Source organism: Leptolyngbya sp. FACHB-671 (assembly GCF_014695745.1).
Taxonomy (GTDB): Bacteria; Cyanobacteriota; Cyanobacteriia; order Elainellales; family Elainellaceae; genus JAAUTN01.
Window position 1 is genome coordinate 13,251 of record NZ_JACJOV010000111.1, and the last position, 26,255, is coordinate 39,505.

Consider the following 26,255-nt stretch of genomic DNA (forward strand, 5'->3'; position numbering starts at 1 on the left):
CAACAAAATTAGCTGGCTTTAGGAGGAACCAAACAAATGATCTGTTCCTCAATAGGTGGATTGCTATCTAATATCCAAAGCTCGTTTTCTTGACAAAGCTCTTGGATCAGCCCTTGAATTTCAGATTCGCTAATTTGTGAGAACTGGCTTTTGGCGTGCTGAGCGACAACCTTTCTCGATATCAACTGATGAATCTTGGCAAAATTTAGCACCGAGTCTTTAACTTTCTGATTGGTTTTCTCTAATCCACCATTTTTAATAGAAGGGAAGATCTTCAACTCTTGAAGCAGCCGACACTCCTTAAGAACTCCTGATTTGCGGGTTAGCATTTCCAGTTCATGCAGATCGATGGTTTCACCTGCGACAACAAGTTCTTGAGAATGTACCGAATTAACCAATCTGTCGTAAGTTACCAAGTAATGTATAGAAGTGATATCTGGCTTTAGATGATCATGAGGTGGACGGTTAAAGACCTGTTCGTACAGCCTATATCCTCGATTAGCCGTTTTTCCAGTCGTTTCTGCACGGATGAGATATAAAACATCACAAAGTTTTCTTTCATCCACCTTACGGCAAGCATCCATCACTCGAAAAAAGCTATTCATATTTGGATCTTCTGCCCAAATAACGCCAACTTTTTGAGATTTTTGAGGATGTTGATAACAAAAAGAATAGCTTGCGTAAGTTTGGCTGGGCAAAAACTTAAACTGAGTTTCTTGCAGTTCTAAAGCAGAAATTACTCTTCGCAACATTGAAATTAACTCTGGAGAAGAGAACTGCCGAATACGAGTTACTCTATCTTCAGTTTTCCTAAATTCTTTGTCCCACAAAAGCTTGAAATAAGCTGCTTTGTCTCGTTCAGGTGGTTCTTTACCGCCATTCCCTTTTAGCTTGTACTGAAGAATCAGGTGTTCACCTAGAGCTAGTGCAGCACGAGGCGTAGTCTTTCCACCGGGAAACTTTTTCTCCAAATGCTGTTGAGTCAAGGGATAGATTGAGGTTTCAGGTTTAGGATTTGCCTGTGCATGTAGAGGATAGAGACGACTTGCCCAAAGCTCCTCAGCTTCTTCTATGGATATAGGTTTTAGCGAAATCCCTTTCTCTATACGCGCTTTATCGGATTGCGGGATTCGATCTCGATTTATCCTCCAAACATCTGTAACGATACTGATGATGATTAGGAAGTTCTTCAATCCCTCATTGTGAAAAGTTGTATTGACCTGAAAAATAGGTTGAATATCGGCAGTGCCGTCTGGCGATCGCTTACTCTCGATCTGGTCAAAGCACAGCACAATCGGCTGAGTAGAGGTAGAGATCCTGCCAAAGTTAGCAAGAATTCCCTGTGCTGCTGCCTCGCTCTCAAGGGCTTCTTTGACACCTAATCGTTTTAAGTCATCATCGTCCAAGAGTTCTCCCCGCAGCCAATCACAAGCTATGAAGTATAAGCTAGGGTCAATCAAGGCATACAGTACGCTAAAAAACTCTTTAGTCTGATAAATTCCGACGGGGTAAGTGCTCCTAAGATTGTTTACGAAAAGGCTCTTTTCTCCAAAAAGCTTTTTCATCAAACTCCGATCTTTGAAAGCCGATAAACTCTTTAACCAAAGAAGAAGTTGCGATTCTTCCTGCCCCTCTGGATTGTGCATCAGGCTATCAACTGTTTGGCGTAAAGTGTGCCGCCAAATATGCTCGTTGTCGGGGCAAGGCCCAATGTACGAAAAAAAAGCTTTAGAGTTTAGGGTTTGCTTGAGACGACCTAAAACATAGCTTTTGCCAGATCCGGTATCACCAGCAATCATGATAGTGCGAGTCTGGTGATCTTTAGAAATTTGATTTAAAACGGCTGTAACTTGATCGACTACATCCCTATGAATCGACTCAACTACAGGCAATTCTGCTTGCTCATTATTCTGCCAAAAGTTACCCGTTTTAAAGGTGACTGGATCAAAAGGGTTAACTTCTCGTCGAATAATTTCTTCAATTGATGTCACAGCAATACCTCATGCTCTTAAACTTGATGTCCCAGTAAGTTGCTCAAAGCAGTAGAGAATCAGAATCTTCTCGCTTGAGCATAATAAAAAATAGAGGGCTACCCGTGTCTTGGGGAATTCCCGCCTGAATCTGCTCTGAAGTGTAGTGAATTGCTTCTACAAGCGAACTCATATCAATTTTGTCTTGCCGCTGCAAACGATAGAGCGCCTGATCTAATTCATCTCTTGACAATGGCGGCTGCAACTTCTGACGTAGATGGAAGATTGGCAAATAATTTTCCGTACCTAGCTGATGATCCAAGTCTTGAATAATTTGTAAGATATCCTCATCATTAGGCTTGTTAGATTCTGATAAAGAATCAGACGGTGCTGTATGAGTACCGATTAATGTAGGTTCAGGAACACTTGCATTTAGCTGACCTGATGGAGCCAAATTAGAGCTATTGTGAAAAGCCTTCCGCAGAAAATTAATATAGTTTTGCAGCAGATTCAAGCTGATGTTAGATGTTCCAGTAAGACTGTGTTCATCTCTTAAATATTCATATCCTTCATCTGTCAACCAAACTTCTTTGATTCGAGTTTTCTCAGCTTTTATAAAACCTTTTTCTTCAAGTTCTTGAATAAGATTTTGTCGCTCTTCCGAGGACAGCTTCTTCACTTCACCAGGAGTAGCTGATTTTTCTTTACATGCTTCAAGGACAAGAAAATGTTTTTCTGTAAATGGCAAACTGGATCTATCTTGACTGAGTAAGTTCTTACCCGCAGCTTCAATTTTGAATTTTTTGATCTCGCGGGAATGCGAAACAATACCTTTATCAGTGAGTTGACGACAAATTTTGTCTCGTTCTGATACCGAGGTTTTCTCACTAGGCTGAAGTTTTGAGATTGGCGCTCGGCAATCTGTTTGCCCTAGCAATTTGAGAAGAAATTTAAGTTGAATAACTTCCATAGACTTGAGCCTAATATGTTGTCTGTACAGCTTACATCCCTGACTCTAAGTATCTGCTTAAGTAAGGTTGCCCAGATTCTAGCTTAGATTAACTTGGACTAAATAAAAATCGTGCAAAGTTTAGGGGCAATCGCCTAATCCACATTCACCTAATTGAATGCAACGGCGATCGCTTCTAAGCAAAAATACGATACAAAGGTGGGCTTATTGTCTTCAACCCCATCTTAACTTTTCAGTTTTGTTAGTCAAGCAGCAGTGAGTATAGTACATACAAACTAACTACTAACACTAAGTGCTAAGCAGCATTTAAGTAGTTATAAGGTAGTGCTTTGAAGATAATCTATAGAACAGTCGATATACGAGTTGGGTTAGATAAAGTGAATGCGTTATTTAATAAAACTTAGGTAGAGGTTGGGACTCTCACTATTTCATCTAAACTTTATCTAGTCTGATTACTGGCTCAATATTTCTATAAAGAAGTTCAATTTAATTTGTTTCAATTAGCTGCTCAATCGCTTAGTTAAATACGCTGAGCTTTTAGAATTGGTACAAGATCTATCTAACCCCTGTTCAACAAAAGTCCTCATGGTACAGTCTCCGTCTAAACCCATCACTTTAGAGGAATTTCTGAAGCTGCCAGCGAACAAGCCTGCCAGCGAATACATCAATGGGCAAATCATCCAGAAGCCAATGCCGCAGGGAAAACATAGCACTATTCAGACGGAGTTCTCTACTGCTGTCAATGTGATTCTTAAACCTCGGCAAATTGCACGGGCGTTTTCAGAGTTACGCTGTACGTTTGGTGGACGGTCTATTGTTCCAGATGTGTCTGGGTTTACCTGGCAGCGAATACCGCGTGACCAAAATGGTGAGGTCGCAAATACCTTCTCAATAGCTCCTGACTGGACAATTGAAATTTTGTCACCTGATCAAAGTCAAACAAAAGTTACCAAAAATATTCTGCACTGTCTGAATCACGGGACTCAAATGGGTTGGTTGATTGATCCAGATGAGCAAACTGTTTTTGTTTATCTTCCAAAACAGCAACCAGAAGCATTTGACGAGCCAGAGCAATCCCTCCCGGTTCCTGCCTTTGCGAGTGAGCTAGTTTTAAGTGTGGGATCTGTTTTTGGTTGGCTATTCGAGTGATGGAGTTTGCACAACCACCGAGTTAATGCTCAAGCAGATTGTTCGGGAAGATAAACTAATTGTTCTTCTGGATTGGGGTTATCGCCAAGAACCCGCAGCTGATTGTCTTCCGAGAGTTGCTGAATTAGCTTATTTACCTGATCTTCACTAATTTCAGTGAACTGACCGACAGTGGTTTGCACCATCACTTGCCGTCCCAGCAGTTGGTGAGTTTTGAGCAGGTCTAGTAAGAAGTCTTGAATGGGTTCGTTGTCAGGTTGAAACTCGGGTTCTGAGTCGTCGGGTTGAGAGGCGATCGCCCCCCCTTCCACCTCACTAATCACCGTCCCAGAGAGAACCCCTAGATCCTTAAGTAGCGCACAGTTCTGCAAAATACGAGAGTCTCGAATAAAGGACTCTAGTGCCTGAATATCCAGTGTCTTTCCGGCAACAACAATTTCTCCAGCGTAGGCAGCATTCACCAGGCTGTGATAGGTCGCCAGGTAGTGAACCGAGTGCAGACTAGGCTTGAGACGTTGGTGGGGAGTGTTTTCTGCAAAGATTTGATCATGTAACTCATAGCCCCGATTGCCAGGTTTACCAATGCCTTCTGCCCGAATCAAGAATAGCTTTTCGCACAGGTTTAGCTCAACGGCGCGGCGGCAGGCACTCATGATGTGGAAGAGAGTGGTGAGGCTAGGGTCTTCGTTCCACCCGATACCGACCCGTCCCTGATTGTTGGGCTGATAGCTAAAGGAATGGCTGGCGTAGGTGGGGCTGGGCAAGAAACGCGGACGAATTTCACCTACTTGCAGCGCGGCGAAGGTTTCCTTCAACATTTGGGTGAGTTCAGGGGCGGAAAGTTGGCGGATGCGGATGATGCGTTCCTGTACTCGGTTAAATTCTTTGAGCCACACCAGTTTGAAAGCGGCAATCGCATCTTCCGGTTGTTCTGCCTTGCTGGGGCCAACTTTGTAGCTTTGAATGATTCGTCGTCCCAGTTCCAGTACATTACGCGGATAAGTTTTGCCGCCTGGATACTTCTGCTCTAAGACCTGACGGGTAAGCGGAAAGGTAGGGGAGTCAGGTCGGGGATCAGCCTGCCGATGTAAAGGTCGCAGTCGGCTGACCCAGACTGCCTCTGCCTGGTCGAGTGAAATCGGCTTTAGCGGCACGGAAGTATCGATCCGTACCTGATCGGCAAGTTGGACGCGATCGGCATTTTGTCGCCAGGTGCTAGTGATGATGCTGATGATTACCAGGAAGTTTTTTAACAGTTGGTTGTGAATGCTGGAGTTGACATTAAACAACGCTTGCAGATCAATCGCCCCATCCGCAGTGCGGGCAATGTTATCCAACTGGTCAAAGCAGAGGACAATCGGCTGCGTTTCGGCAGAAATTCTACCAAAGTTTGCTAACACCTTTTGGGCTGCGTCTTCTGTCTCGATCGAGTGTTTGACGTTGAGTAGTTTCAGGCTTTCGTCATCCAGGTTATCGCCCCGCAACCACTCACACGCTAGCGGATAGCGATCGGGATCAATCAGGTCATACAGTACGCCAAAAAACTCATTAGCGTTATAGATGCCGCTAGGATAACTGGCTTTAAGGCTGCGGATGAAGCGCTGGCGATCGCTCAATACCCAACTGACAATGCCACCCTGCTTAAACGCAGACAAACTCTTGAGCCAGAGCAAAAGCTGCGATTCTGCCTCCCCTTCTGGCTTTTGCACCAGACTATCAACCGTGTAGCGCAACACATGCCGCCAAATCGCCTCACTTTCAGGGAAGGGATCAATATAAACGAAGAAAGCTTTGGGGTTAAGAATCCGCTTTAGCCGCCCCAATACGTGAGTTTTTCCAGCACCAGAATCACCAAAAATCATTACCGTGCGAGTGCGGTGATCTCGCGCCACCTGTTCTAAAACCGCCTCCACTTCATAGATCACTTCCTGATGAATTGACTCCACATCTAGCGCCGGATCTTGCTCCTCATGCCAAAAATTTCCCGGCTTAAAAGTAGCGGGATCAAAGGGGTTGATCGCTTGGCGAATGATCTGGTCAATGGCAGTCATGGTTTTAAGTTTTGAGTTCCCAATCCCCTATACAACGGTAACGAAAAACAGCGATCCGCCAATATCTTGAGGAATACCTGCCTCGACCTGTTCAATGGTGTAGCGGGTTGCATCTTGTAGTGAACTCAGTTCGATTTGGTCTTGCCGCTGCAATCGGTATAGTGCCTGGTCTAGCTCGTCTCTAGAGAGAGGCTGTAATTTTTGGCGCAGGTGAAACAAAGGCAAATAGTTTTGGCTGCCTAGTTCACGATCTAGGGTTTGAATGATTTGCACAATTTCAGCATCGCTAAACTTAGCTGGGATTGAATCTGCCTGAGGGAACGACCCATTTGAAGATTCGGGCTGACGCAAAAAACGTAAGTAGTAGTTCAGCAAACCGAGGCTGATGTTACCGCTACCCTTGGGGCTATATTCTGTACGTAGATAGGCTTTTCCCCGATCGCTTAGCCAGATTTCGTCAATTTTGGTTTCTGCTTGAATCAGCCCTCGATCGGTTAATTTCTTGACAATGGCTTGTTTTTCGGCAGCAGGTCTGATTTTTAGCTGTTCAGGAGTAATCCTCTGGTCTTCACACGCTTTAAGAACTTTTAGCTCCTGCCCACTGACTGGCAATTCTGATTTGAGCTTGAGTAGCGCTTTGCCTGCGGGAGCAATTTTGAAACTCACAATTTTCTGAGAACAGTCAATTAAGCCGCGATCGCACAATTGGCTACAGGTCTTATTTCGCTCTGAGGACGAAGTTTTGGCACTCGGCTGAATCTGCGACAGCGATGCCCGATAGCCCGAAAAACTGAGTAACTGCAAAAGAAACTTAAGTTCTATGGTCGCTATTTCCATGCGATCGCCCGACTTATCCAAACTAAGGTTAACGCTAGCTCGATGCCCAACTCACAGCCTAGAGGAAAGAAAGTTTTTGGAGCAAGTCTTTCAAAGTCAGGTAATTTCAGTCTTCTAGCACGAATTGTGCATTTGTACTAGTAGAGAATGTAAAGTTTTGTAAGTTTAATTCGATTGAGCGCTGCTGATAGTGGATAAGCTGTTATCTTTTCCTACAGATAGTGTTTGGGTAGCTCTACTCCCACTAGTCAGGCTTAAAGTTTAATTAATCGCTATTCACTTGGCTGCTACTCACCTGTAGGCCAATGTAGCTAACTTCGTCCTATCACTACGCCTGATTTTTTCGCCCTGTTAGCCTTCGCACCACCTTAAACTTATGAACTACCAAGAACATCTCAGTCCCTGGGTTATTCACCAGCTTTTACCCGACTGCCAGCAGGAGGCGATCGCCCGCTTTCGTCACCGCAACGATGCCGAAGGATATTTGAAAGCAATGTCTCAGATGCGTCCTAACTCAAAGTTTGCGATCGCTTTTGATGTCAACATCTCAGAAGGCAATCTTGCTTCTAAAACTCAAGCCGCCACATCCAACCCTAAGTCCAACAAGAATAGCACGCGGTCTAAAGCAAAGACCGTAGCGCCAAACTAAGCTCAGACCTTACGTTGTCTCCCCTAAGAGTAGCTGCGGCTAGAAATTGGCTCACAGATTGATCAGCAAGATGGAACTAAGTTTATTGGTTCTGACGATCGATCAGCCATCCTAGCCGCACTTTGTTCTTCTCAAATACCCTTTCAGAGCCAATTTTAATCTTTGTTGCCTAGATTGAAGTTTACGTTCTCATAAATATCTTCAACCAGCATTTCAATACCTATTGAAGCAAAAGTAATTTTCTCAGCTTCAGATTCGTAAGCTTGAAATAGCCAGGAATTCCCCTCAGCCTTTGTATATTGCTCAACTCCAACCGCGTATTGGTTAATCAATACATATTCTTGAAGCCCTGGAATAGAACGGTAATAGCGAAATTTATCGGTGTGATCATAATCTTTCGTAGATTTAGACAGAACTTCAACAATTAGGTAGGGATTCAAAATCGTATCAGTCCGCTGATCTTGGAATACAGGCTGACCTTGAATTAGAAATACGTCTGGATAAGTGTACTGGCGATATTGAGGAATCCACAGCCGCAAATCACCAATGTATGGTTTGTAATCTGTCTTACGAAGCGCGAACTTTAGAAAAGCGTAGATGTTTCCCGCAATTTGATTGTGGTTAATCGAGCCACCGGTCATTGGCACAATTTCTCCATCTCGATACTCGTTACGAAACTCCGCAACATCCTCTTGTGCCAAATATTCTTCTGGAGTGTAGTAACGTTGTTGAGTTTGCATCGTCCTGTTTGCGATCGACCATTTTTCATCAAAAGCAGTAAAGCGATTAGGTTTTGCTCTTATACTGCGCTCTGTTTATGCTGCCCTCTGGGTATATACAACATCATACAGATGAAATTCAGCTCATTGCGGGTTCTAGCTCAGCGGGGGCGCGCTTAGTTATCTCAGATTGATGAGTGGGGGTCATGCAAAATTCGATAAGGTGAGTGATGCGAGTTAAAGAGCCTACTCACTGATGTATATCTATGTTTTGCGATCTTAGTAAGGTTCTTTCTGCTTTTTGAGGAACTGTTTAGGTGTGTTTTTGGTGAGACGTTTCAAGGGTCTACCAATAATTTAGGGTGAACGCTGTTTACTCTTACAGGTAAATCCAGCAGTAACCAGTTCCTTAGAAAGAGGAAAAGCCTCCTGTGTAGGAGGCTTTTGGGGAGCTTGAATTAAGTCAAGGGACTGTCAAGGAAAAGTTTAGAGGACAGCTAACCATCCAGCGCCAGCGGAGGCTGCAGCAGAAACTAGAGCAGTTGCAAACAACCACCAGGCAGCATTTGCGGCTGCTTTGCGGGTTTCGTCTGCCTGAATTTGAGCCTGTCGCTTAGCAGCTTCTAGACGACGCTGAGCATCTTGCTGAAGCCGTTCGGCTCTTTGCAGAACGCTGAACCGTGCCCCTTCAACCTGGTCGATGATGCGGTTAGCATCGGACTCAGAAATGTCCTCACGGGAGCTAAGCAAGGCAACCAGGGTACCTCGGTCAACTTGACCTAGGCGACCCCTTAGAGCATCAAATCCGGCTTGAGGATCGTTGAACAGGGTACGTAGGTCACGCTTGATGCCATCGTAGTTGAGCTCAGGGCGCTCTAGCGCGTTGAGGTAGTTGCGAATCCGGGCAAAGATGCCGTCAATCACAGCCTGAATTCGATACTGAACATTGCGGAACTGGGTGACGATCTGGTCACGCACAGATTCAATCTGTCCTACTACTCGCTCAGCTTCTTCGGGGGTCATGTCTTTGCGCTGAGACAGGAGAGCAACTAGGGTGTTGCGGTCAAAGCGAGAGAGGCGATCGCCCAAGTTTCTCAAACCAAATCGCGGATCTTGTACTAAAAGCTGGAGGTCACGCTTGATGCCTTCAGGATTCAGTTCTTCCTTGTCGGTGTTCCGCAGATATTCCTCAACCGTAGACTCGAAGTCGAGTACCTGTTGCTGTGCCCGTAGAGCCAGACGACGAGGAGCGCGCAGTACCGTCCGAATCGATTCTTGAAGTTGGTCGATGGTCTGGTTGATTTGCTCTTCGCTCAGGTCTTGACGCTGGTTGAGAAGCTGCACCAGGGTTTCTCGATCCATACGAGAGAGGCGATCGCGCAAGGCAGTCGCTCCGGCTTTGGGGTCGTTGAGCAGCTTTTGCAGATCTCGCTGAATCCCTTCAGGGTTTAGCTCGTCTCTGCCTGTCGAACGCAGGTAATCAGCGATCGTGCTGGTAGCCTGGTCATACTGTTGTTTTGCCTGCCCAGTGAGAAGTTGAGGCGAATGAGTTACCTTAAACCAGGTCGATTCCACCTGGTTGAGGATTTCACTTGCCTGGTCTTCGTTCATGTCCTTCCGCTGAGCCAAAAGCTGTACCAGCGTATTCCGGTCAAAGTGAGAGGCTCTTGCTCGAAGCAATTCCATGCCTGCTTGTGGATCGTTCAACAGGACTTGCAGCTCATTCCGAATGGCATTAGGATTCAGCTCATCTCTGCCCGTGTTTTGCAGGTAGCCTTGGAGGTTTTGCCAGGTTTGCTCGGTCCTTTGTCTTGCTTGCTCATTGAGCGACAAACTTTCAGAGAGAACCTGATCGCGGGTCTTCTCTAGCTGGTCTAAAATTGGGCCTCTTTCCTCTGGCAGAATGTCTTGCCGAGATTCGAGCAGAAGTCCCAGCTCAGAGCGGGTATAAGGAGCAAGACGACCGCTCAGGGTTTCATAGTCTGCCTCGGAATCTTCGAGCAATGCTTTAAACGCCCGCTGGTTGTCATTGGGGCTGAGCAGTTGCGTTTTAGGTGTGAAAGACAAGTAGGTTTCAATCCGCTGACGCAAAGACAGGGCTGCTTCCCGCTCTTCTGCGCCTCGTGCAGTCACCAAAACTTCTCGACGAACCATTTCCAGCTGATCGGCGATTCGCTGAAGTTGCGCCTGAGTCAGCAGTCCGCGTGAGGCAAGAATATCTATGAAATCAGAGCGATTGATTTGCTCTAGCTGACGGCGCACGGCGGCGGGGTCAGCGGCGGGATCATAGAGGACGTTGCGGAAGTCACGGGCGATCGCCTCAGAACTCATCTGCCAAGCGTAGGTGTTGAGCAGATAGTTTTCGATGTCTGCACGAATGGTGTTGTAAGGCGTAACTGAGGTTTCAACCCCAAACTGACTGCCCAGCTTGCTTGCCTGTTCACCAAAAACGCTTTGAGCCGTACCTTGAACAGACTTCAACCGATCCATCACTTTTTCAAGGTTGAGATCGGAGATGTCCGCCCGTCCCATAATCATGCCCATCAGAGGCATCAGGCTAGTTTGTAGGGACTGCACAGAGGCAGCAATTCCGCTCTGTCCACTCTGCCCGCTTTGTCCACCCGGTCCGCTCTGATAACCACCAGCGCCTTGCTGAGAGTATGTATCTCTAGACTGACGAATTTCGTCGATTAGCTGGTCAATTTTGCGGTTAAATTCTTCTGTGTTGAGCTGCCCTTGTTGGGTTGAGCGCAGGTAGTCAAGTAACTCTGCCATGCGATCGCCTTGTGCTCGCTGTCCTAGAGTTTGCTTCCAGGTGCGCTCTAGCTGATCGGCGATTCGATTAACTTCCCGCTTAGATAAGTCAGTACGGCTGCTGACCAGGTCAACAAAGGTTTGACGATCGACATTTTGAAGGCGATCGCTACCTGCTACAGCCCGCAGTTCCGGATCATTCAACATCCGCTCAAACTCACTGCGGATCTCCGACATATTCAGCTCAGTCGGACGCAACGTATCCAAATAATCCTCAACCGTTTCGCGAATGCTAACCGGATCGACCGCCGCACCAAACTCTCGTCGCACCGCCGAAGCAGCCGCTTCAGCCGTTGACACGACCTGACGGTTGACCGCAGAGCCACCGATTGCCGCTGCCGCAGTTCCTAAAATTGCTTGGAAACCAGAGGTCGCAGCATTTACAACTGTCCCAACCAAAGAGCCAGCAGTGGTAGAGCTAATCCCAACGAGCAATGAGAAGTAAGTTCCCCAAATCACCAATCCAGTAATTGCTCCTAGCACCGGGCTCACCAGCAAACTCAGCTTTACAGCCAGGAAGCAGGATATCAGCAGAGCAATAGTAACTGTAATCAGCGTCCACACTCCTACACCCAAGCTGATTTTGCGAATCGTCGAACCGATACCGCCGCTCGAATCATCATCACTGCTGCTACTGCTACGATTGCTATGACTAGCATCGGGATCGGTATACTTGCCCAGGTAGGAGATTCCAACTGCGACTGACAAGTTAGTCAACACAAGCTGAATGGCAAACGCCAGGACAAGACCTGAGATTAAAGCAATCAAGAATTGAGTACCCCAGTCTGCCCCTTCAAACAAGGCTGATGCCTGTTCAGGATTTTCTACCTCTGGAACTTGCGCCAGCCAAAACTGACCACTCCATATATTTATCGCACTCACTGTAGCTCTAATCACAACCTTAGCCTCTTCGATAGGTGGAACTCACGCACATCAAGAACTCGCGTGAACGCAAAACGCTATATTTCCGAACTCGACAGCAGCACCGAATCGCCTCAAGGGAACTAACAGTACAACCGTTGAGATGCCCCCTGTGAATCACTTTTGCCCAGACATTTTTCCAAGCAAAAGAATCACATGCTGCCCCCAATCGCGCTGCTGTGATGGCAAATGAATTTAGCCAGTTCCCACAGAATCTCTGATCACTAGGGGATTTATCATCTCCCGTAGGTGGGAAAAGCCCGAAAACCACGGGGAAGAGGTGTCCAAAAGAACTAAAAGGAATAGGACTAGAAGGAGTAACAAGAACGACTCAATTTCTGTTTTTATCCGGATTAAAGTCTTTAACCTTGGGATGAGTAAAAGTGGCGATCGCTCTCTTCGCTTTAGCTTATTCATCATTCATGTCCTGACTACCTATTTTCGTAAGGGAGTGCAAGTCCTTGCGACAGTTTAGAAAATTATTTGGGCAAACCAACTCTGGGGAAGCCAACCTACCACCAACCGACTCTACTACGCCTCACGACACCGGGGATTTGCAGCACGATTCTCATCGTCACCACTTAAGCTGGATCATCCCTGGGAAACTGGCGGTCGGCGGTCTGCCCCAGATGGGAGACGGCGCGATTTTGGCGCGAGAAAAAATTAAGGTGGTGCTTTCCCTGTGCGCCCAATCTGAAGGCACCTTACCTGAAGATGTTGTGCAAAAGTTTCGCTGTTTGCGGTTCATTTTGCCGGACAGTCACTACATTTTGGGGCTTCAACCCAATCAGCTTGAGCAGGTCGTAGAACTGATTCACACCCACATCCAGAGCCAGCAGCCAATCTACGTTCACTGCTTAGCAGGGATGGAGCGATCGCCCACTGCCTGCATTGCCTATCTCTGCTTACACCACGACATGGAACTTTGGGAAGCGATCAACTGCGTCAAGCAAGCTCATCCCAACGCCAGACCCACTGAAGGTCAAGTTCAGATTATCCGTGACCTAATTCGCCAGCCTCAAAGCTTTCACAACATCTTTAGTGATTAGATTCCTGCGTGAAGGGTGATGCCACCATTCATGCTTCAAATAATGATCCATGCAAGAAATCTATTGAGCAAAAGTAAGCTTAAGAACTTGTTAAGAGTAGAAGGCAAAGCAGTTTCTAAGGATACCTTAAATGTCAAGATACCTCCTAACTGCGTCTCCAGCTCTACTTGAAATCCCGATGGGTAATCAGGTGGGGCTGATATTTTTTTCGGGATTTGCTGAGAATTGTGCGTATTTACAGAAGTAGCTGTTTGGTGAGTGGCTTTGATAAATGGGATTGTCGCCAGCTTGGCTGTTGAGTTTTGTGCCTCAACCCAACCTGCAAGGCTGCTCAGGTTGAACGGCATCTAACAACGCTTCAACTTTCAGATGGGATCGTGGTGTGACGAGGATGGCAAAGCGACTCAGCAGGTTTTTTCAAGGAAATTTTAAGTACAGCGTTTCGCAGATAGGAAGCAAGGGTCAGGTTTTCATGGCGCTGACGACGTTGCTATTGCTGTCTGCCGACTTGCCGCTGCAAGGAGAGCTGCCTCGCACCCTGCCGTCGCCGCAGGAAGCATCTGAGCAGGCGGAACAGCTCAGCCCTGAAGAATTGGTTGACCTGGAAATTGATGAAGAAATCCGCGATCGCCTGCGCTTTGACCCAACCTGGAGAGCGATCGCCCAGGCAGTGCAGCAAGACGTCATGATCATCAAGTGGGGCGACGGACAGGTTCAAGACCCCATTTGGAAACGGTTTGGCACAAAAACATTTCCGCTGTTGAGCTATTACGTGCAGTCGGCTGACCCGACTCGTCAAGCTTACGGGATGGCTGGCATTCGCAGCTTGGGTGCACCTTATTCCACACTATGGCTAGAGCGTCAAATAGAGCAGGGGCAGTCTGGCACAAACTTCTACTTGCTGACTCAAGATCCGGCTACTTTGCTCAATCAAGCTAGTTATACCCCCTCCTACGATTATGAGCAGTGGAAGCGAGATTTTGGTTTGGATGATCCCCAGACGCGCGATCGCCTGATTGAGCTTGCTAGAGCCAACCTGGAGCCTACCAACGCTGGCAATAATTACGGTCAATTTAATCTGGCATTTCTGGAAGCCATGTTGGGCTATGAAGCTGTTCACCCAGAGGCAAATCCACCTGAGGAGGAGCCTGCACCTGAGATTCCCCAGTGGGATCAGTTGGCAGAATTGCCCCAGCCTAGTGAAGCACAAGTGCAGGAGGCGATCGCCTATTACCGCAGCCTTCCCCCTAATACGCAGGAATACATTTTGGTAGAGCGTTTGGGTCCGGTCAAGGCGGGTGAGCTTTCGCCTGTAGGCACAGCACTGCTGAAAAACTTGGCGGCTAATCTGGAATCGGAGAACCGCATGTGGGCGATCGCAGAACTCAACCGGCACGGCGACCCCGAAGGCAAAGCGGCATTACAGGAAATCATCAATGGCGATCTGAGTCAGCTTCAGCCGCTCACTTATATCGTGCAGTACGACCCATTTTATGACGGCGAGCTAGCAAAAAGTTCTCACGCTTACTTCTTGCTGGTTGGCATTGCCGAACAATATCCCGACTCCAAATTTATTCGTGCCAGTCGAGAATATGGTGACCTCACGGGATATTCCTACTTTGGCAGTGCGCCCTGCAGTCAGGAAATTCGCGATCGCATCGCCAACAAAACATCCCAAGAGCGAATGCAGGACTGGCAAGACTGGCTTAGCCGCTATCCTGACCATCCCGGTGCTGATGACGCAACCTACTTCCTGGCACGCGCCTTAGAAGACCAGAACGACCCTGTCGCTGCAATGCGCTACTGGGTGCAAATGATGACCGAAACGCCTGGTGACGGAGATGCTTCCTATCTAGCATTTCCCCATGTGCGAACACTGTTAGACATTGGGCTGACGACTCAGCAAGTTGAAACGCTCTACGAACAGTATCAGGATAAAGCGATCGCCCCCCTATTCAGCTATGCTTTGGCAGTCCGGCAGGCGCGAGAACACAACTATACCGAAGCGCTAGAACTCTCCGAAGGGCTCGACTTAACCGAAATGCCTGCTGCAATTCTCAATAGCTACTATCGCAACGACTCCTGGTTTAGCAGCTACAACCGTCAGGTTGAGATTCAGATTGAAATGCAGGACATGTTGACCGAACAGCGTCAGCGCTGGCAACAGCTTCAGCAATTGCAGGCAGAAAACACCCCCGAATCTCGCTATCAGCTTGCTTCAAACTGGGCAGGGGCAGGCGGTTGGAAGAATGGCTACCTGGCAATGTGGGATCAGTGGCGCACGGGTTATTTGCCGACAGGAAGCTGGGGAAATGAGTACTGTGAAAAGTTTTGGGTTTGCAATCTCAACTTGCGGCAGGCGGATGCAGTGCAAGATAGCTATCAGCAGGCAAGCCAAAATGCGATCGCCCTCTCGCTCTACCAGAATTTATTGGACGACCCCTCAACCCCAGCCGAGCTGCGTGAAAAAACGCTCTACATGGCTGCCTCAACGCTCCTGTGGCAATGGGAAAATCACCCCTTTGGTGAAACATTGCGAATTCATCCCGTAGCAGGAATGCATGGCGATCGCCCTTCCCTAAACTTCACTCCGATCTCTGACCCAGAAGCAGAGTATGAGCAGCGGCAGAAAAATTACGAGCAAATCGAGCAGGATTACCTGAGCTATTTGGATAATACAATTGCCACACTGCAAAGTGAGTTTTCTAGCAGCCCTTACATTGACGATTTACTGTTTTCTCGCTACGTCATGAGTGGTCAATCCCAATACTTGGAGCAGATTGTGGAGGATTATGGGGAGGGCGATCGCGCTGCTGAAGCTCGCTTCCTGCTAGAACATCGCCCCAACCTGCCCACCAGTGAATACAGTTGGTGAGTTGTTGATGCCTCTCTAATTCACCTTTTTGAGTCGCCTTTTAAGGTGTGAACGATAGCGCGGCTCCGTCACGTTATCATTCACACCTGAGTTCTAGTGTTCCTCTTTACTAATTCTGCATTTCTGAGCTTGAATAGAAATCAAATTAAGCAAAACCTAGAGGTTGGATATGACATCAGAAAGGGTCGTTGAATCCGTCGCCAATTCTCCTTCCACAGATGCACATTCAACCCATATCACTTCTGAAAACACCAGTTTTCCAATTATTGATATTGCCCCTCTGTTTACAGAAGATCAGTCATCCCGGCAGCACTGCATTGACCAGATCAAGCACGCTTGTTTAACCGTTGGCTTTTTTGGTGCACAAGGAGCCTGTTCTCAAGATCTAATTAATCGCGTTTACCGCCAGTCAGCTGCCTTTCATAGCCTCAGCGATGCGGAAAAACGACCCTATTACAGTCTAGAAAAAGTGATTACTCGGGGATGGGTACCTTTACATGAAGAACCCGCCTACGAACCGGGCACCATCTCTCATGTAGAGTCCTTTGACTTAGGTTTACACTTACCACCTGACGATCCAGATTATGTGGAATCCCCTTTATTGGGGCCAAATGTATACCCTGACTTAATAGGTTTTCAGGAAGACATTGATACTTATTACGCCGAAATCAATCGCATGGGTAGCGCACTCTTAGAAGCGTTCGCTGAAATGCTGGGATTGGAGAGCAACACCTTTAGACAAATGAGTACTCGTCGTGCAGGTTCCAAGATGAGACTATTGCATTATCCGGGTGCCGATGATCAGGACAGACAACCAGAAGAAAGTAGTTCTCCTGAAGGCGTTAAGGTTGGCATTAGTTCACACTCTGACTTTGAGATGCTCACTATCATGCATCAAAATGCTCCAGGGTTGCAGTTGTTGAGCCGTGACGGAGAGTGGGTTGATGTACCCGTGATTCCAGATGCATTTAGCGTGATTCTAGATGACGCACTGGAGTTTTTAACCAATGGTGTGCTGAGGGCAACTCACCATCGTGTACCGCTGACAACCTGGGAGCGTTACTCACTCATCGTGTTTCACGCTGCTGATGTAGACCAGGTGTTGCAACCCCTGCCCGAATTTGTTTCGCCAGAAAATCCACCCCGCTATCAACCTATTACGCAAGCGGCTCACATTCTGCAACAAACCTACGCTGGGATTGATAACTCCCGTGAGATGGAGCAGTTAGCCTCATAAGAAATTGATTTGCTCTCTTTCCAATAAAAGATTAGGTACTCATAGAGCAGGGATGCACTCCGCAACGCGGAGTGCATCCCTGCTCTATTTAGCGGGAAAGGAGTAAGGCTACAGATGAAAGGGCACTCCGTCCCACTGGGTACCCTTTCACCTGGAATCCCTTTTGTTGAAACGGTGTTACGGCAATGCTTGAGCTTGTTTTTTCATACAGGGTATGTCATACTTCGTCAAATCTACTATAAATCTAGTGGTTTACCGTAGATTTTATCCAGTCTTTTACGTTGAATTTAACTAGGAGAGAAATCGTATGGCGATCGCCACCTCGCTTCACAGTTCAAGCGATCGAGTCACCCTTCAAACCCAAATTACTAAGCAGAGCCATATCAAATTGCTAAAGTCTCGTTGGAGTGGCGGACGAGCCTACCTGCCACTCCTGGGAATCGTTCTACTGCTTGCCATCAGTTTGGTGCTCATTCGTTTGCACAGATTTGGCTTGACCTTGTTCAGCAGCTTAAGGTCCAGCAGCTTAAAGCGAGACATTCGATAGCCAACCTTACTCAAGCCAGTTCCGCCATTCAAACTGCTTCAACTTCTTAACGCCACCCAAAACAAATAGCGTCATCAACGTTCCGATGACGCTTAACTGCCATAGGCCACACCCTGCCGCTGCACCCAGCCCACCAGCTAGCCAAATCGCAGCGGCAGTCGTTAATCCTTTAACCTCTGTCCTGTCCAAACTGGGATGGCGCTGCTGCAAAATCACGCCACCGCCCAAAAAGCCTACTCCCGTTGCAACGCCTTGAGCAACGCGGGCCATTGCATTGAGTGCCGTAGAACGAGCGACCTCGCTAGATGCCGTAGCATCAGTAAGCTGATCAGCAATCTCATTCTGCAAAGGCAGCATTACAAACAAAGCAGAACCAAGACTCACAATCATAAAAGTTCTCAATCCAGCAGGTCTACCCGTGCGTTGACGATTGATGCCAATCGCAAAGCCAACCACGAGAGCCAAAGACAGTCTTGCGGTTACACTCTGCCAATCATTAGGGCTAAAAAACATTGAGGTCATGACTCAAGCCGGACATAAGTCCGGTAACTCGCTGTACTTAAAGGTGATTTACAGGTTAAGTTTAGGTTAAGAACTAGTTAATTTCAAGCAAATAAACCCCAGGAGAACGTTTGGCGGAATTTGTCTTGCGTGGTTTTCGGGGGTATGAGATGATTTTGAATGTTAAATACGGTTTGTTGACTGAGTTACCGTATTTTCCTCATTCATCTACTGAAGATCCATACAGATGCAGCTTTATCGCAAGGCACAGCTTTGTTAGAAGTAGAGGGATGGGGAAGGGAACCGTTTAGCAACTCAATGGTTAACTGCACCATTCTTTGAGGAGACTCAATATGATCATGAGGTTATGGAGGAAGTTCACTAAGACGACTTGGATAACGAGAGGGGTTGCCTTCTTTGCATCTTTGTTGGCATTTACAGTAGTGATTCCACTGTTGCCGTTTGCTTCATCAGCAAACCCGTCTGCCAGCGTGCAATTTGTCCAACCTGCTTGGGTAGCGGAACATGGCAGCGATTCAAATCTGCGTATTTTGGACGTGCGGCTTAACCCGTTGGAATATTTCTCAGGTCATGTGCCTAACGCGGTTCACATTGCAGACAACACATTTCGTGGCCCCAACGGACAGCTTCCGGTTCAATATTGGCAGCCTGACAAGCTTGAAGAAACATTCAGGCTGGCAGGAGTCACAGATGAGAGCAAAGTTTTGGTTTACTCGGATGGTCGAGATGTGCTGGGAGCAACGATGGTTACCTATCTGTTAGAGCGCACCGGACATCCCGATGTGGCGATTTTGGATGGCGGCTATGCTGGCTATGTGTCGGCTCAACTTCCTGTTGTCAAAGAGTTTCCCCAATATACTCCTGGTACTTTTACAGTCCGTGATGATGACTCAGTCAGAGTAACGCTCGATCAGGTACGTGGACTGATTGGTCAGCCAGGAGTCACTTTTATCGATCCGCGTCCACCAGAACTGTTTTCAGGAGAGCGGGATCTGTGGATTCGTAATGGACACATTCCCGGTGCAAAGAACATTCCCTGGCCCACGTTTACGGTAGGAGAAGCAAATTTCCATCAGCTTAAACCACTAGATGAGATTCGGCAGATCCTAAGCGATCGCGGCGTTTCACCCGAAGACAACATTATTGTTTCTTGCAGCACAGGGCGTGAGGCAACGTTGCAGTACAACGTGCTAAAGCATCTACTGAATTACCCCAACGTGAGAGTCTATGAAGGTTCCTGGACAGAATATTCTTCCCATCCTGACTTACCTGTAGAGACGGGTCCTGGGGTGTAGAAGCGTAGCACTCTAAGTGATAAGAGCTAAAAGTGATAGGAGGAAGTTCTTAGATGAAATCTGGAGTTCTGATAGCATTTGGGGCGATCGCCACGCTCTCTTCAACAACCCCCACTCTGAGTTCACATCACGTTATCCATTTCGGCTTATGGAGTGGGCAGGAAGATCAGCAAAAGCTAACAAGCTGCGATCTTCCCGAACCCACCTCTACGCCTGCACCAACCGACAGTGATGATGAACCATCCGCTTAAACTTGTGCAGTTGCGGAAGTAGTAGATTTCTGGCGTGAATATGATGTTGGGGCGTGTCGTAATGATACGCCCCAAACTGCGTTGTTTAACTTGCTGCTATGGGTCTTGCGGCTCTCTGTACTTTCTCAACCTGCTTAGGCGCAGGAATCTTATGGAAAAGCTGAGTTGCCGCTCGGAAGTTAGCTTCGCTTTCGGCAACTGATCCCATCGCTTGGCAGGTTAACCCAAGCTGATAGTGAACTTCGGCTAAATCAGCTTTAGCTTCAATTTCAATTAACAGCTTTTTGGCGGACAAAAGATGGGCGATCGCCCCCTTAAAGTCATTTTTGATCAAACACAGTTCTCCTAACCCTTTGAGTGCGTTGGCTTTGACCTGCGTGTAATGGCTTTCCTCAGCGTAATTTTTGGCTAAGCTGTACATTTTGTGTGCTTTTTCAAGCTCTCCTAAATTCTGATAGGTTTGACCTAAGAAAATTAGGCTGTAGCCTTTGCCTCGGCTTGAGCGAATCGCTGAGTAATCGGTGTAAACCTTTTTCGCGAAACCAATCGCAATCTGATTGCGCCCGGAGCAAGACATTAAAAATGCCAAACAAGCAGAAGCGGTGACGGCATATCTGTGAAAATCGGTTCCTTCGGCGAGAGAAATGACTGCCTTAAAGTATCTGGTAGCTTCCTCAACTTCCCACAGGTCAATTTGGCATAGACCAATGTTGTAAAGAGAAACGATTTCAAGCTCTTTGATTTTGAGGGCGATCGCCACTCGACGAGACTCCTGATGATAGCGAATTGCCCGATGAATATCGCCTGCTATCCAATACAAATCACCCAAAATATTGTGCAGCTTACTGAGCGAATAGCCAGGTTTAACGCGATCAATAATTCGAGTAATGGTCGTAACCATCTGTTGCAGCAAACCCAGTCTATAGAACGAAACGCCCAGCGGCTCATTCTTACCCCAGCGGTTATCTCTAGCGTAGAGAATCACATCTGCGGCTAGCTCAACTCGGTCTGTTTGAAGATAGTGATAGTAGGCTTCCAGCGCCCGAAACGCATCATCGGGTGTGCTAATTGCCTTAACACTGTGTGTCCAAAACTCTGCTGCCTCTAAGTTGGCAATTTCCCATTCGCCGCTTGCCTTTAAGATTTCTAGTGCCTTTGCCTGAATGGTTGGATGCAGCCGATATTCGCCATCAATTAGTTCAATTAAGAATAGATCGCGCAGAAAACGAATCACTCGCTTGTGTTGTTCTGGTGGCACATCCCAAAGCAAACAAGCAACTGCCTCAATGGGCATTCTGGCAATTCTTTGATAGCGATAGCAGCCTAACCGATAAAGCAACCGATAGGCTTCAGGATAAAGTCGTTGTAAGCGGCTAAAATGGCTCGCAACTAAGTTCTCAAGCTCAACTTCAACTAATAAGTCGGAGCTATTTTCTCGCCAGTATGCTTCCAAATTGCCTGCATAATCCATCTGGATAATGCTGCTCAAAATAGTCATTGCCTTAGCATTACCGCGATAGGCTGCATGAATATCTTTTAGAACTGGAAAGTTGACGTTAATTTGATTTTGGCTAAAGAACTGTCCCCAAGCTTCTTCTTCTAAACCTGCTAAGACGTAGGGATGCACACTGACACTCGCCTCATGCACAGGCTCACGGCTAGTAATCAGCGTGACAGAATTTACTTCTGGGTCAGCTAGAACTCGCAGCAGTTCAGCATAGTCTCGATGTGGTTCAACAAACTTTCCGTTCTTGTCTAGTGCAGGTTCCAGGTTGTCGATTAGAATGCAGACTTTTTGGGTCTTTAATTTGCGCCTGAGCCGTTCTAGCGATACGCCAAATTCGCGTCCGGGTTCCTCGTTAAAGTTGCGCCGCAGCCACTCTTGGACGATGCTTTGAGCAGAGGTGAGGTTGCGGGTTTCTTTGGCCATCCAGCACTCTAAGCTTTGCCCCAAGTTTTTCTGGTTAAAGTATTGCCGCGCAAGGGTGGTTTTACCCAGACCGCCGCTACCCTGAACCACAATGACTTTTGCGCCAGCGTTGACCAGGTTGTCGAGATCGGCGATCGCCCCTGTCCGCCCAACAAACACCACGTTGGTGTCAGGGAGCGACGGTTCAGGACGAATCGGAGGTTGCCCTGGTAGGCTGATCGGCGCATTCAGCGTAGACATCAGGGCTGAGCTGGCAGGTTGCGGGGTACTGCGTCCGACAATTTCCTTCCAGTCCAGCTCTAGCACCTCACAATAGGCTTTGAAGGTATTGACGTTAATGGGCTTTGCCTGGAGGAAACGATCCCAGGTTTCGGCTGAGATTCCGCCAGCCTGCTGGCTGGGCATCCCAATCGTTAAGGTATCGGGAATCAAGACTTTACTAGCCGCTTCGATAGGGCGGCGATCGCCGGCCCACCAACCCTTTTGGGCAACCGCCTGGTTAATCCGCGTCAAGCCAGAAGCAGAAGCTTTGAGCAATAGCGCTGGCTCAACCAGCAGCGTAATATTGCGATGAATTCCAGCAACGTCTACTACTTCCCCCGGATCAATCGTAATTCTCTGCTCACACCAGGCAGGCCACCACGACCCTTGAAACTGCACCCGTCCCGCCTTCAGCGGTTGAATGGTTTGTGTGACAATTGCCTGTCCGCCCAAGTAACTGTGATTAGGGTTTGGTAGCAGCTTTGCTGCTTTGCTGTCTAGGTCAGATGGTTCAGTTGGACGAAATGACGTAAAAACTTTGAGCAGACCCAATTTCATTTGCGGCTTCCTCCCGACGGTAGATCTTCTGATGAGTGGAAGTTGCAAGTTCTCCGATGCACCTCTGGTCGTTATTGGTTTTTAGTTCCACAAAGCTTGCCAGAATTGCTCTGAGATAGCGACTTTTCCAGGATTGACATGACTCTATCACGTCCAGACAGACGGCGGGTTTCCACCGTTTCTAGCCGAGTAGAGTCAGGGTTGCTCTCACACCGTTTTTTTCGACGCAAGAAGGAATAGCCTCTTGCGTTCGTGGAGCAATCATACAATTCCCGTTTCAGTTCATGTTGCAAAATAAGCTGCAAAGATAACGGCAAAGCTGAGGAAATAGGGTCATGCCTTCAGACAGCGAACGCAAACCGAAAACACTGCCATGACTGAAATTATCTCGACGAACAGTTGTAGGGACAGGGGCGTAAGGGCAAACCCCCAAACCAACAAAATTGCCCCTGCGATCGCCGCTGCAATTCGAATAATTTCCTCCCCTGTCTTCAGTCCAACCCAAATAATTCCTAGACCCATCAATAAAAAAATCGAATAAGCGGGAGGCATGAAAGTCATTAACAGTAATCTCCTAGCATTTCACCTACTTTGAATTTTAGATTGGCGATTTTCAACTGTAAAAACGAGAACAAAACCTACCTAACTGACCAGTGGACTTCCCACTTAAGAAAGACGAGCCGGGAACAGTTCCTCAGTTAACGTTATGAAGCTTTATGAACCCAACCTCTAGGTTTGGGTCGCTAAAAACTAAAGGAGATTTGAAATGAAACAGGTAATTGGTCGTCTTTTTACAGTGGGGCTTCGCCAAGTCCTCGCAATTTTTCTAGCTACTACTGCATTCTTAGGTATTCCTGCGTTTAGCACGAGCGTGTCGTCTCAGGCACTAGCCGTCACCAGCGAATTTCAAACTAAATCCCCCACGCCTTCCAACCCCTCCGCAGTGTCCAAAAAGACAATTCAGCGGATTCAGGATAAGGCTGAGGACTTGGGTGACAGCCCTGAGCATCCCATTGGTGACACGGGGCTAGGAAATCTGAGAGAGCTAGGTGAGAACGTTCGTGAAACCTTTGACCTAAACGTGCGCCAAAAGGGTGCGATCTATGACGGAGATCAGCCGAGCAATGTTAAGTCTCTGGACAGAGCACAGCGTGAGACAGAGCGATCGGCTCGATAGTTTGTCAATCAGCTTGTAGCTGTAGGTTGGGTGGAACATCGTGAAACCCAACAGACGCTAGAAACAATGAATGATACTGAGTTTTGCAGCCGCTATTATCCAACTTGTCTTGGTTGGTAACGCAAAGCAATGCAAGCTCTGAGCGGGCGTAGCATTCGGGCGAAGAATTAGTTCTAAGTTTTTTAGAATAGCTGCCGAATGCTGCACCCCTACCCAATCCCTATCCAAGCGAATTCAACTGCGTTATGGATTGACCTCGACTTGCGGCTCTGCTCTCACCCGGCGAATCGGCAAATTCGCGATTAAAGCAGTTGCTCGCTGGTCGTTCTCTAGCGAAAATTCTGACTCCTCTGGGTCAATTTCCACGTATCGTGAAACGACTTCCAGGATTTCTTGGCGCATCTTTTCCAGCGTTTCAGCGGGTAAATCAGCCCGATCGTGAGCCAACACAATTTGTAGCCGACGCTTGACCTCTTCACGGCTAGAACTGGGTTGTTGACGCGGGAAAAGTCGTTCGAGAAGTTCGCTGATCATGGAGCTTGGGGGAGAAAGTCAATCAAGGCTGGATAAGAAACCGAATTAAAGCTGAGAGTGACATTAGTTGCGGGACGAGTTGCGAAACAGCCGCCGAATGCGACTAAACAGATCGTCATGAGCAGCCATCAGATCGAGGAAAGGCACCTTCTCGCCCTCCAGCCGTCGCGCAATATTGCTAAAAGCTAGCCCCGCCATTGAAATGTTTTGTGACAGCACCAGCGGTTCGCCTCGGTTGGTTGAAACGATCACTCGCTCGTCGTCTGGGATCACACCCAGCAGCGGCACTGCCAAAATTTCCTGCACGTCTTTGACCGACATCATCATGTCTTCTTGCACCATTGCGGGTCTAAGACGATTAACAATTAAGTGGACTTTTTTGATGTCGTTTGCTTCAAGCAAGCCTATCACCCGGTCGGCATCACGCACCGCAGCAATTTCGGGCGTAGTCACAATGATCGCCTCTTTGGCTGCAGCCGTCGCATTCTGAAAGCCCATCTCAATTCCAGCAGGGCTGTCTACCAGGATGTATTTGTAGGTGGCGGTCAACGAAGTGACCAGTTGCTTCATCTGGTCGGGGTTAACCGCATCTTTGGTGCGATTTTGAGCGGCTGGCAGTAGGGCTAAGTTGGGTTGGCGTTTGTCCTTGACCAAGGCCTGATCGAGCCGACATTCGCCTGCTATAACTTCCACAGCGGTGTAGACGATGCGGTTTTCTAGCCCCAAGAGCAGGTCTAAGTTTCTCAAGCCAAAGTCGGCATCGACAACAGCAACTTTATGACCGCGCTGAGCCAGAGCCATGCCCAGATTGGCGGTGCAGGTGGTTTTTCCCACCCCACCTTTGCCAGACGTAATAACGATAATGCGACTCATTGAATTGCTGGGGTTGATAAATGGACGATGGGGGTAGGGGATTAGGAATTGGAAATGCGATCCGCACGCCTGCGCTGACTAGATTGGCTGTTACAGTTCATAAACCAGATTACGAGAGACGTATTCTGGAAAACTCGGCGGCTCTGGCGATGCGAATGCCTTCTGAGGACACGTAAGCAATTTCGGGATGAAATTGGTCGGGGGGCATTTCGGGAGCACGGGCAACAAATTCGGCAATCCGAATCTGGGTCGGCTCCATTCGCAGGGCCATGATCAGGCATTGTCCGTTTCCGGCGGCTCCAGCTTGGGCTAGCCCTCGTAGACAGCCCCAAACCAGCACGTCGCCATCTGCAATTACGGAACCACCGGGATTCACATCTCCCAAAACAACAATTGTACCGGGATGACGGATTTCGACACCAGATCGAACTACGGTTTGCACATAAAGTGGGTCAGCTAGAGCTTGCCCGGACTCAGCAGAGGGCTGATTTAGGTGAGCGACGGGCGAATGTTGCTCAACAGAATAGCCTGTAGTGGCGGCAGCGACAGCAGTTTGACGGCGGCTGGTGTAGACTCGCTTGAGCTGAAGCTGGGCATCGGCTAGGGCATCAGCGATCGCCTGCAATTGGCGCACATCTAAAAGGCGATCGCGGGCAACTAGATGCACCGCTGTTTCGGGTTGCCAAAACCGCTCTCCGGCATTGAGCCGCTGTTTTAGCTGTTGCCAAAGGTCATTCCAGTTACTTGTGTTAGCGCCGTTCCCCGATGGGCTGTTGCCAGCAGCGCTATCAGAATTAGCACCCTCTTGACTAGCATTGCTTTTGCTGGCGCTGCTGTGGTTGGCGCTTACCTCTGCCTCTGGCGGCAGAAGAAGCAACAAGCGCCCCCCCTCACTCTTAAACCGAACCTGTAGATTGGGGTTGTCTGAAGCGGGCTGTAAAATTGCTGGCGCAGGTGCAGAGGAGTCATTCATGCAAGGACTTGGGCTGTCAGAGTCTAACAGGAACTACGTAGTAACCCAATATAAAAGCCGGGGGAGTGCCCCGAAGGGGCACTCCCCCGGCTT

The 26,255-nt window shown here is 47.9% G+C and carries 22 protein-coding genes; 9 read left to right on the top strand and 13 right to left on the bottom strand.

Features of this window, described 5'->3' with window-relative positions:
• Positions 1-8 precede the first annotated feature (8 nt).
• Positions 9-1,991 carry an ATP-binding protein gene (locus tag H6F93_RS14910; protein WP_190682062.1) on the bottom strand — a complete coding sequence of 661 codons (1,983 nt, stop codon included), beginning with the start codon at positions 1,989-1,991 and terminating at the stop codon, positions 9-11.
• Between the two features lie 43 nt (positions 1,992-2,034).
• Positions 2,035-2,940, bottom strand: coding sequence for a hypothetical protein (locus tag H6F93_RS14915; protein WP_190682066.1), 906 nt, complete (start codon positions 2,938-2,940; stop codon positions 2,035-2,037).
• A gap of 585 nt (positions 2,941-3,525) precedes the next feature.
• Between H6F93_RS14915 and H6F93_RS14920 the strand changes: the two genes are divergently transcribed.
• Positions 3,526-4,089, top strand: a complete 564-nt coding sequence (locus H6F93_RS14920; RefSeq protein WP_190682069.1) for a Uma2 family endonuclease — start codon at positions 3,526-3,528, stop codon at positions 4,087-4,089.
• A 29-nt stretch (positions 4,090-4,118) separates the two neighbouring features.
• Here H6F93_RS14920 and H6F93_RS14925 read toward each other — a convergent pair whose 3' ends face one another.
• On the bottom strand, positions 4,119-6,140 hold the full coding sequence (locus H6F93_RS14925) for an ATP-binding protein (RefSeq protein WP_190682073.1): 2,022 nt from the start codon (positions 6,138-6,140) through the stop codon (positions 4,119-4,121).
• Between the two features lie 27 nt (positions 6,141-6,167).
• A complete protein-coding gene (locus H6F93_RS14930) occupies positions 6,168-6,977 on the bottom strand; it encodes a hypothetical protein (protein ID WP_199313730.1) in 810 nt (269 codons plus the stop codon).
• Positions 6,978-7,353: 376 nt separating this feature from the next.
• Between H6F93_RS14930 and H6F93_RS14935 the strand changes: the two genes are divergently transcribed.
• Positions 7,354-7,626 carry a hypothetical protein gene (locus H6F93_RS14935; protein ID WP_190645833.1) on the top strand — a complete coding sequence of 91 codons (273 nt, stop codon included), beginning with the start codon at positions 7,354-7,356 and terminating at the stop codon, positions 7,624-7,626.
• Positions 7,627-7,781: 155 nt separating this feature from the next.
• On the opposite strand, the gene H6F93_RS14940 is transcribed toward H6F93_RS14935, so the two are convergent.
• Together H6F93_RS14940 and H6F93_RS14945 are read right to left on the bottom strand one after the other, a co-directional pair.
• Positions 7,782-8,366 (bottom strand): Uma2 family endonuclease, encoded by a 585-nt coding sequence (locus tag H6F93_RS14940; protein WP_190645834.1) that lies wholly within the window; start codon positions 8,364-8,366, stop codon positions 7,782-7,784.
• 465 nt (positions 8,367-8,831) lie between these two features.
• The gene (locus H6F93_RS14945) at positions 8,832-12,056 is read right to left on the bottom strand and encodes an MFS transporter (protein ID WP_190645835.1); all 3,225 of its coding nucleotides are present in this window, start codon (positions 12,054-12,056) and stop codon (positions 8,832-8,834) included.
• Positions 12,057-12,541: 485 nt separating this feature from the next.
• On the opposite strand from H6F93_RS14945, the gene H6F93_RS14950 reads away from it, so the two are divergent.
• Positions 12,542-13,129, top strand: coding sequence for a protein-tyrosine phosphatase family protein (locus tag H6F93_RS14950; RefSeq protein ID WP_190682077.1), 588 nt, complete (start codon positions 12,542-12,544; stop codon positions 13,127-13,129).
• Positions 13,130-13,164: 35 nt separating this feature from the next.
• On the opposite strand, the gene H6F93_RS14955 is transcribed toward H6F93_RS14950, so the two are convergent.
• The gene (locus H6F93_RS14955; protein ID WP_190682080.1) at positions 13,165-13,476 is read right to left on the bottom strand and encodes a hypothetical protein; all 312 of its coding nucleotides are present in this window, start codon (positions 13,474-13,476) and stop codon (positions 13,165-13,167) included.
• 125 nt (positions 13,477-13,601) lie between these two features.
• Between H6F93_RS14955 and H6F93_RS14960 the strand changes: the two genes are divergently transcribed.
• The 3 genes from H6F93_RS14960 (at position 13,602) to H6F93_RS14970 (ending at position 17,788) form a co-directional block, all read left to right on the top strand.
• On the top strand, positions 13,602-16,004 hold the full coding sequence (locus H6F93_RS14960; protein ID WP_199313731.1) for a tetratricopeptide repeat protein: 2,403 nt from the start codon (positions 13,602-13,604) through the stop codon (positions 16,002-16,004).
• 169 nt (positions 16,005-16,173) lie between these two features.
• Positions 16,174-17,241, top strand: a complete 1,068-nt coding sequence (locus H6F93_RS14965) for an isopenicillin N synthase family dioxygenase (RefSeq protein WP_190682083.1) — start codon at positions 16,174-16,176, stop codon at positions 17,239-17,241.
• Positions 17,242-17,548: 307 nt separating this feature from the next.
• The gene (locus H6F93_RS14970) at positions 17,549-17,788 is read left to right on the top strand and encodes a hypothetical protein (protein WP_190682087.1); all 240 of its coding nucleotides are present in this window, start codon (positions 17,549-17,551) and stop codon (positions 17,786-17,788) included.
• 6 nt (positions 17,789-17,794) lie between these two features.
• Here the strand turns inward: H6F93_RS14970 and H6F93_RS14975 are convergent, their stop codons facing one another.
• Complete coding sequence (locus H6F93_RS14975) at positions 17,795-18,310, bottom strand: MgtC/SapB family protein (protein WP_199313732.1); 516 nt, start codon at positions 18,308-18,310, stop codon at positions 17,795-17,797.
• A 332-nt stretch (positions 18,311-18,642) separates the two neighbouring features.
• Between H6F93_RS14975 and H6F93_RS14980 the strand changes: the two genes are divergently transcribed.
• Both H6F93_RS14980 and H6F93_RS14985 read left to right on the top strand, forming a co-directional pair.
• Complete coding sequence (locus H6F93_RS14980; RefSeq protein ID WP_190682090.1) at positions 18,643-19,605, top strand: sulfurtransferase; 963 nt, start codon at positions 18,643-18,645, stop codon at positions 19,603-19,605.
• Positions 19,606-19,658: 53 nt separating this feature from the next.
• Complete coding sequence (locus tag H6F93_RS14985) at positions 19,659-19,856, top strand: hypothetical protein (RefSeq protein WP_190682094.1); 198 nt, start codon at positions 19,659-19,661, stop codon at positions 19,854-19,856.
• A gap of 85 nt (positions 19,857-19,941) precedes the next feature.
• Here the strand turns inward: H6F93_RS14985 and H6F93_RS14990 are convergent, their stop codons facing one another.
• Positions 19,942-22,605 carry an AAA family ATPase gene (locus H6F93_RS14990; protein WP_190682097.1) on the bottom strand — a complete coding sequence of 888 codons (2,664 nt, stop codon included), beginning with the start codon at positions 22,603-22,605 and terminating at the stop codon, positions 19,942-19,944.
• Positions 22,606-22,938: 333 nt separating this feature from the next.
• A complete protein-coding gene (locus H6F93_RS14995; RefSeq protein WP_242042524.1) occupies positions 22,939-23,166 on the bottom strand; it encodes a hypothetical protein in 228 nt (75 codons plus the stop codon).
• Between the two features lie 205 nt (positions 23,167-23,371).
• On the opposite strand from H6F93_RS14995, the gene H6F93_RS15000 reads away from it, so the two are divergent.
• Positions 23,372-23,782, top strand: a complete 411-nt coding sequence (locus H6F93_RS15000; protein WP_190645843.1) for a hypothetical protein — start codon at positions 23,372-23,374, stop codon at positions 23,780-23,782.
• 243 nt (positions 23,783-24,025) lie between these two features.
• On the opposite strand, the gene minE is transcribed toward H6F93_RS15000, so the two are convergent.
• The 3 genes from minE to minC form a co-directional block, all read right to left on the bottom strand.
• Complete coding sequence (gene minE / locus H6F93_RS15005; RefSeq protein ID WP_190645844.1) at positions 24,026-24,316, bottom strand: cell division topological specificity factor MinE; 291 nt, start codon at positions 24,314-24,316, stop codon at positions 24,026-24,028.
• A gap of 63 nt (positions 24,317-24,379) precedes the next feature.
• Complete coding sequence (minD, locus tag H6F93_RS15010) at positions 24,380-25,189, bottom strand: septum site-determining protein MinD (RefSeq protein WP_190645845.1); 810 nt, start codon at positions 25,187-25,189, stop codon at positions 24,380-24,382.
• A gap of 109 nt (positions 25,190-25,298) precedes the next feature.
• Positions 25,299-26,162, bottom strand: coding sequence for a septum site-determining protein MinC (gene minC, locus H6F93_RS15015; protein WP_190645846.1), 864 nt, complete (start codon positions 26,160-26,162; stop codon positions 25,299-25,301).
• Positions 26,163-26,255: the final 93 nt, after the last annotated feature.

Excerpts from the sequence above, each read along its gene's own strand:
- H6F93_RS14915 (WP_190682066.1), bottom strand. The coding sequence starts at position 2,940 with ATGGAAGTTATTCAACTTAAATTTCTTCTCAAATTGCTAGGGCAAACA.
- H6F93_RS14920 (WP_190682069.1), top strand. The coding sequence starts at position 3,526 with ATGGTACAGTCTCCGTCTAAACCCATCACTTTAGAGGAATTTCTGAAG.
- H6F93_RS14925 (WP_190682073.1), bottom strand. The coding sequence starts at position 6,140 with ATGACTGCCATTGACCAGATCATTCGCCAAGCGATCAACCCCTTTGAT.
- H6F93_RS14930 (WP_199313730.1), bottom strand. The coding sequence starts at position 6,977 with ATGGAAATAGCGACCATAGAACTTAAGTTTCTTTTGCAGTTACTCAGT.
- H6F93_RS14935 (WP_190645833.1), top strand. The coding sequence starts at position 7,354 with ATGAACTACCAAGAACATCTCAGTCCCTGGGTTATTCACCAGCTTTTA.
- H6F93_RS14940 (WP_190645834.1), bottom strand. The coding sequence starts at position 8,366 with ATGCAAACTCAACAACGTTACTACACTCCAGAAGAATATTTGGCACAA.
- H6F93_RS14955 (WP_190682080.1), bottom strand. The coding sequence starts at position 13,476 with ATGCCGTTCAACCTGAGCAGCCTTGCAGGTTGGGTTGAGGCACAAAAC.
- H6F93_RS14960 (WP_199313731.1), top strand. The coding sequence starts at position 13,602 with ATGGCGCTGACGACGTTGCTATTGCTGTCTGCCGACTTGCCGCTGCAA.
- H6F93_RS14965 (WP_190682083.1), top strand. The coding sequence starts at position 16,174 with ATGACATCAGAAAGGGTCGTTGAATCCGTCGCCAATTCTCCTTCCACA.
- H6F93_RS14970 (WP_190682087.1), top strand. The coding sequence starts at position 17,549 with ATGGCGATCGCCACCTCGCTTCACAGTTCAAGCGATCGAGTCACCCTT.
- H6F93_RS14975 (WP_199313732.1), bottom strand. The coding sequence starts at position 18,310 with ATGACCTCAATGTTTTTTAGCCCTAATGATTGGCAGAGTGTAACCGCA.
- H6F93_RS14980 (WP_190682090.1), top strand. The coding sequence starts at position 18,643 with ATGATCATGAGGTTATGGAGGAAGTTCACTAAGACGACTTGGATAACG.
- H6F93_RS14985 (WP_190682094.1), top strand. The coding sequence starts at position 19,659 with ATGAAATCTGGAGTTCTGATAGCATTTGGGGCGATCGCCACGCTCTCT.
- H6F93_RS14990 (WP_190682097.1), bottom strand. The coding sequence starts at position 22,605 with ATGAAATTGGGTCTGCTCAAAGTTTTTACGTCATTTCGTCCAACTGAA.
- H6F93_RS14995 (WP_242042524.1), bottom strand. The coding sequence starts at position 23,166 with ATGACTTTCATGCCTCCCGCTTATTCGATTTTTTTATTGATGGGTCTA.
- H6F93_RS15000 (WP_190645843.1), top strand. The coding sequence starts at position 23,372 with ATGAAACAGGTAATTGGTCGTCTTTTTACAGTGGGGCTTCGCCAAGTC.
- minE (WP_190645844.1), bottom strand. The coding sequence starts at position 24,316 with ATGATCAGCGAACTTCTCGAACGACTTTTCCCGCGTCAACAACCCAGT.
- minD (WP_190645845.1), bottom strand. The coding sequence starts at position 25,189 with ATGAGTCGCATTATCGTTATTACGTCTGGCAAAGGTGGGGTGGGAAAA.
- minC (WP_190645846.1), bottom strand. The coding sequence starts at position 26,162 with ATGAATGACTCCTCTGCACCTGCGCCAGCAATTTTACAGCCCGCTTCA.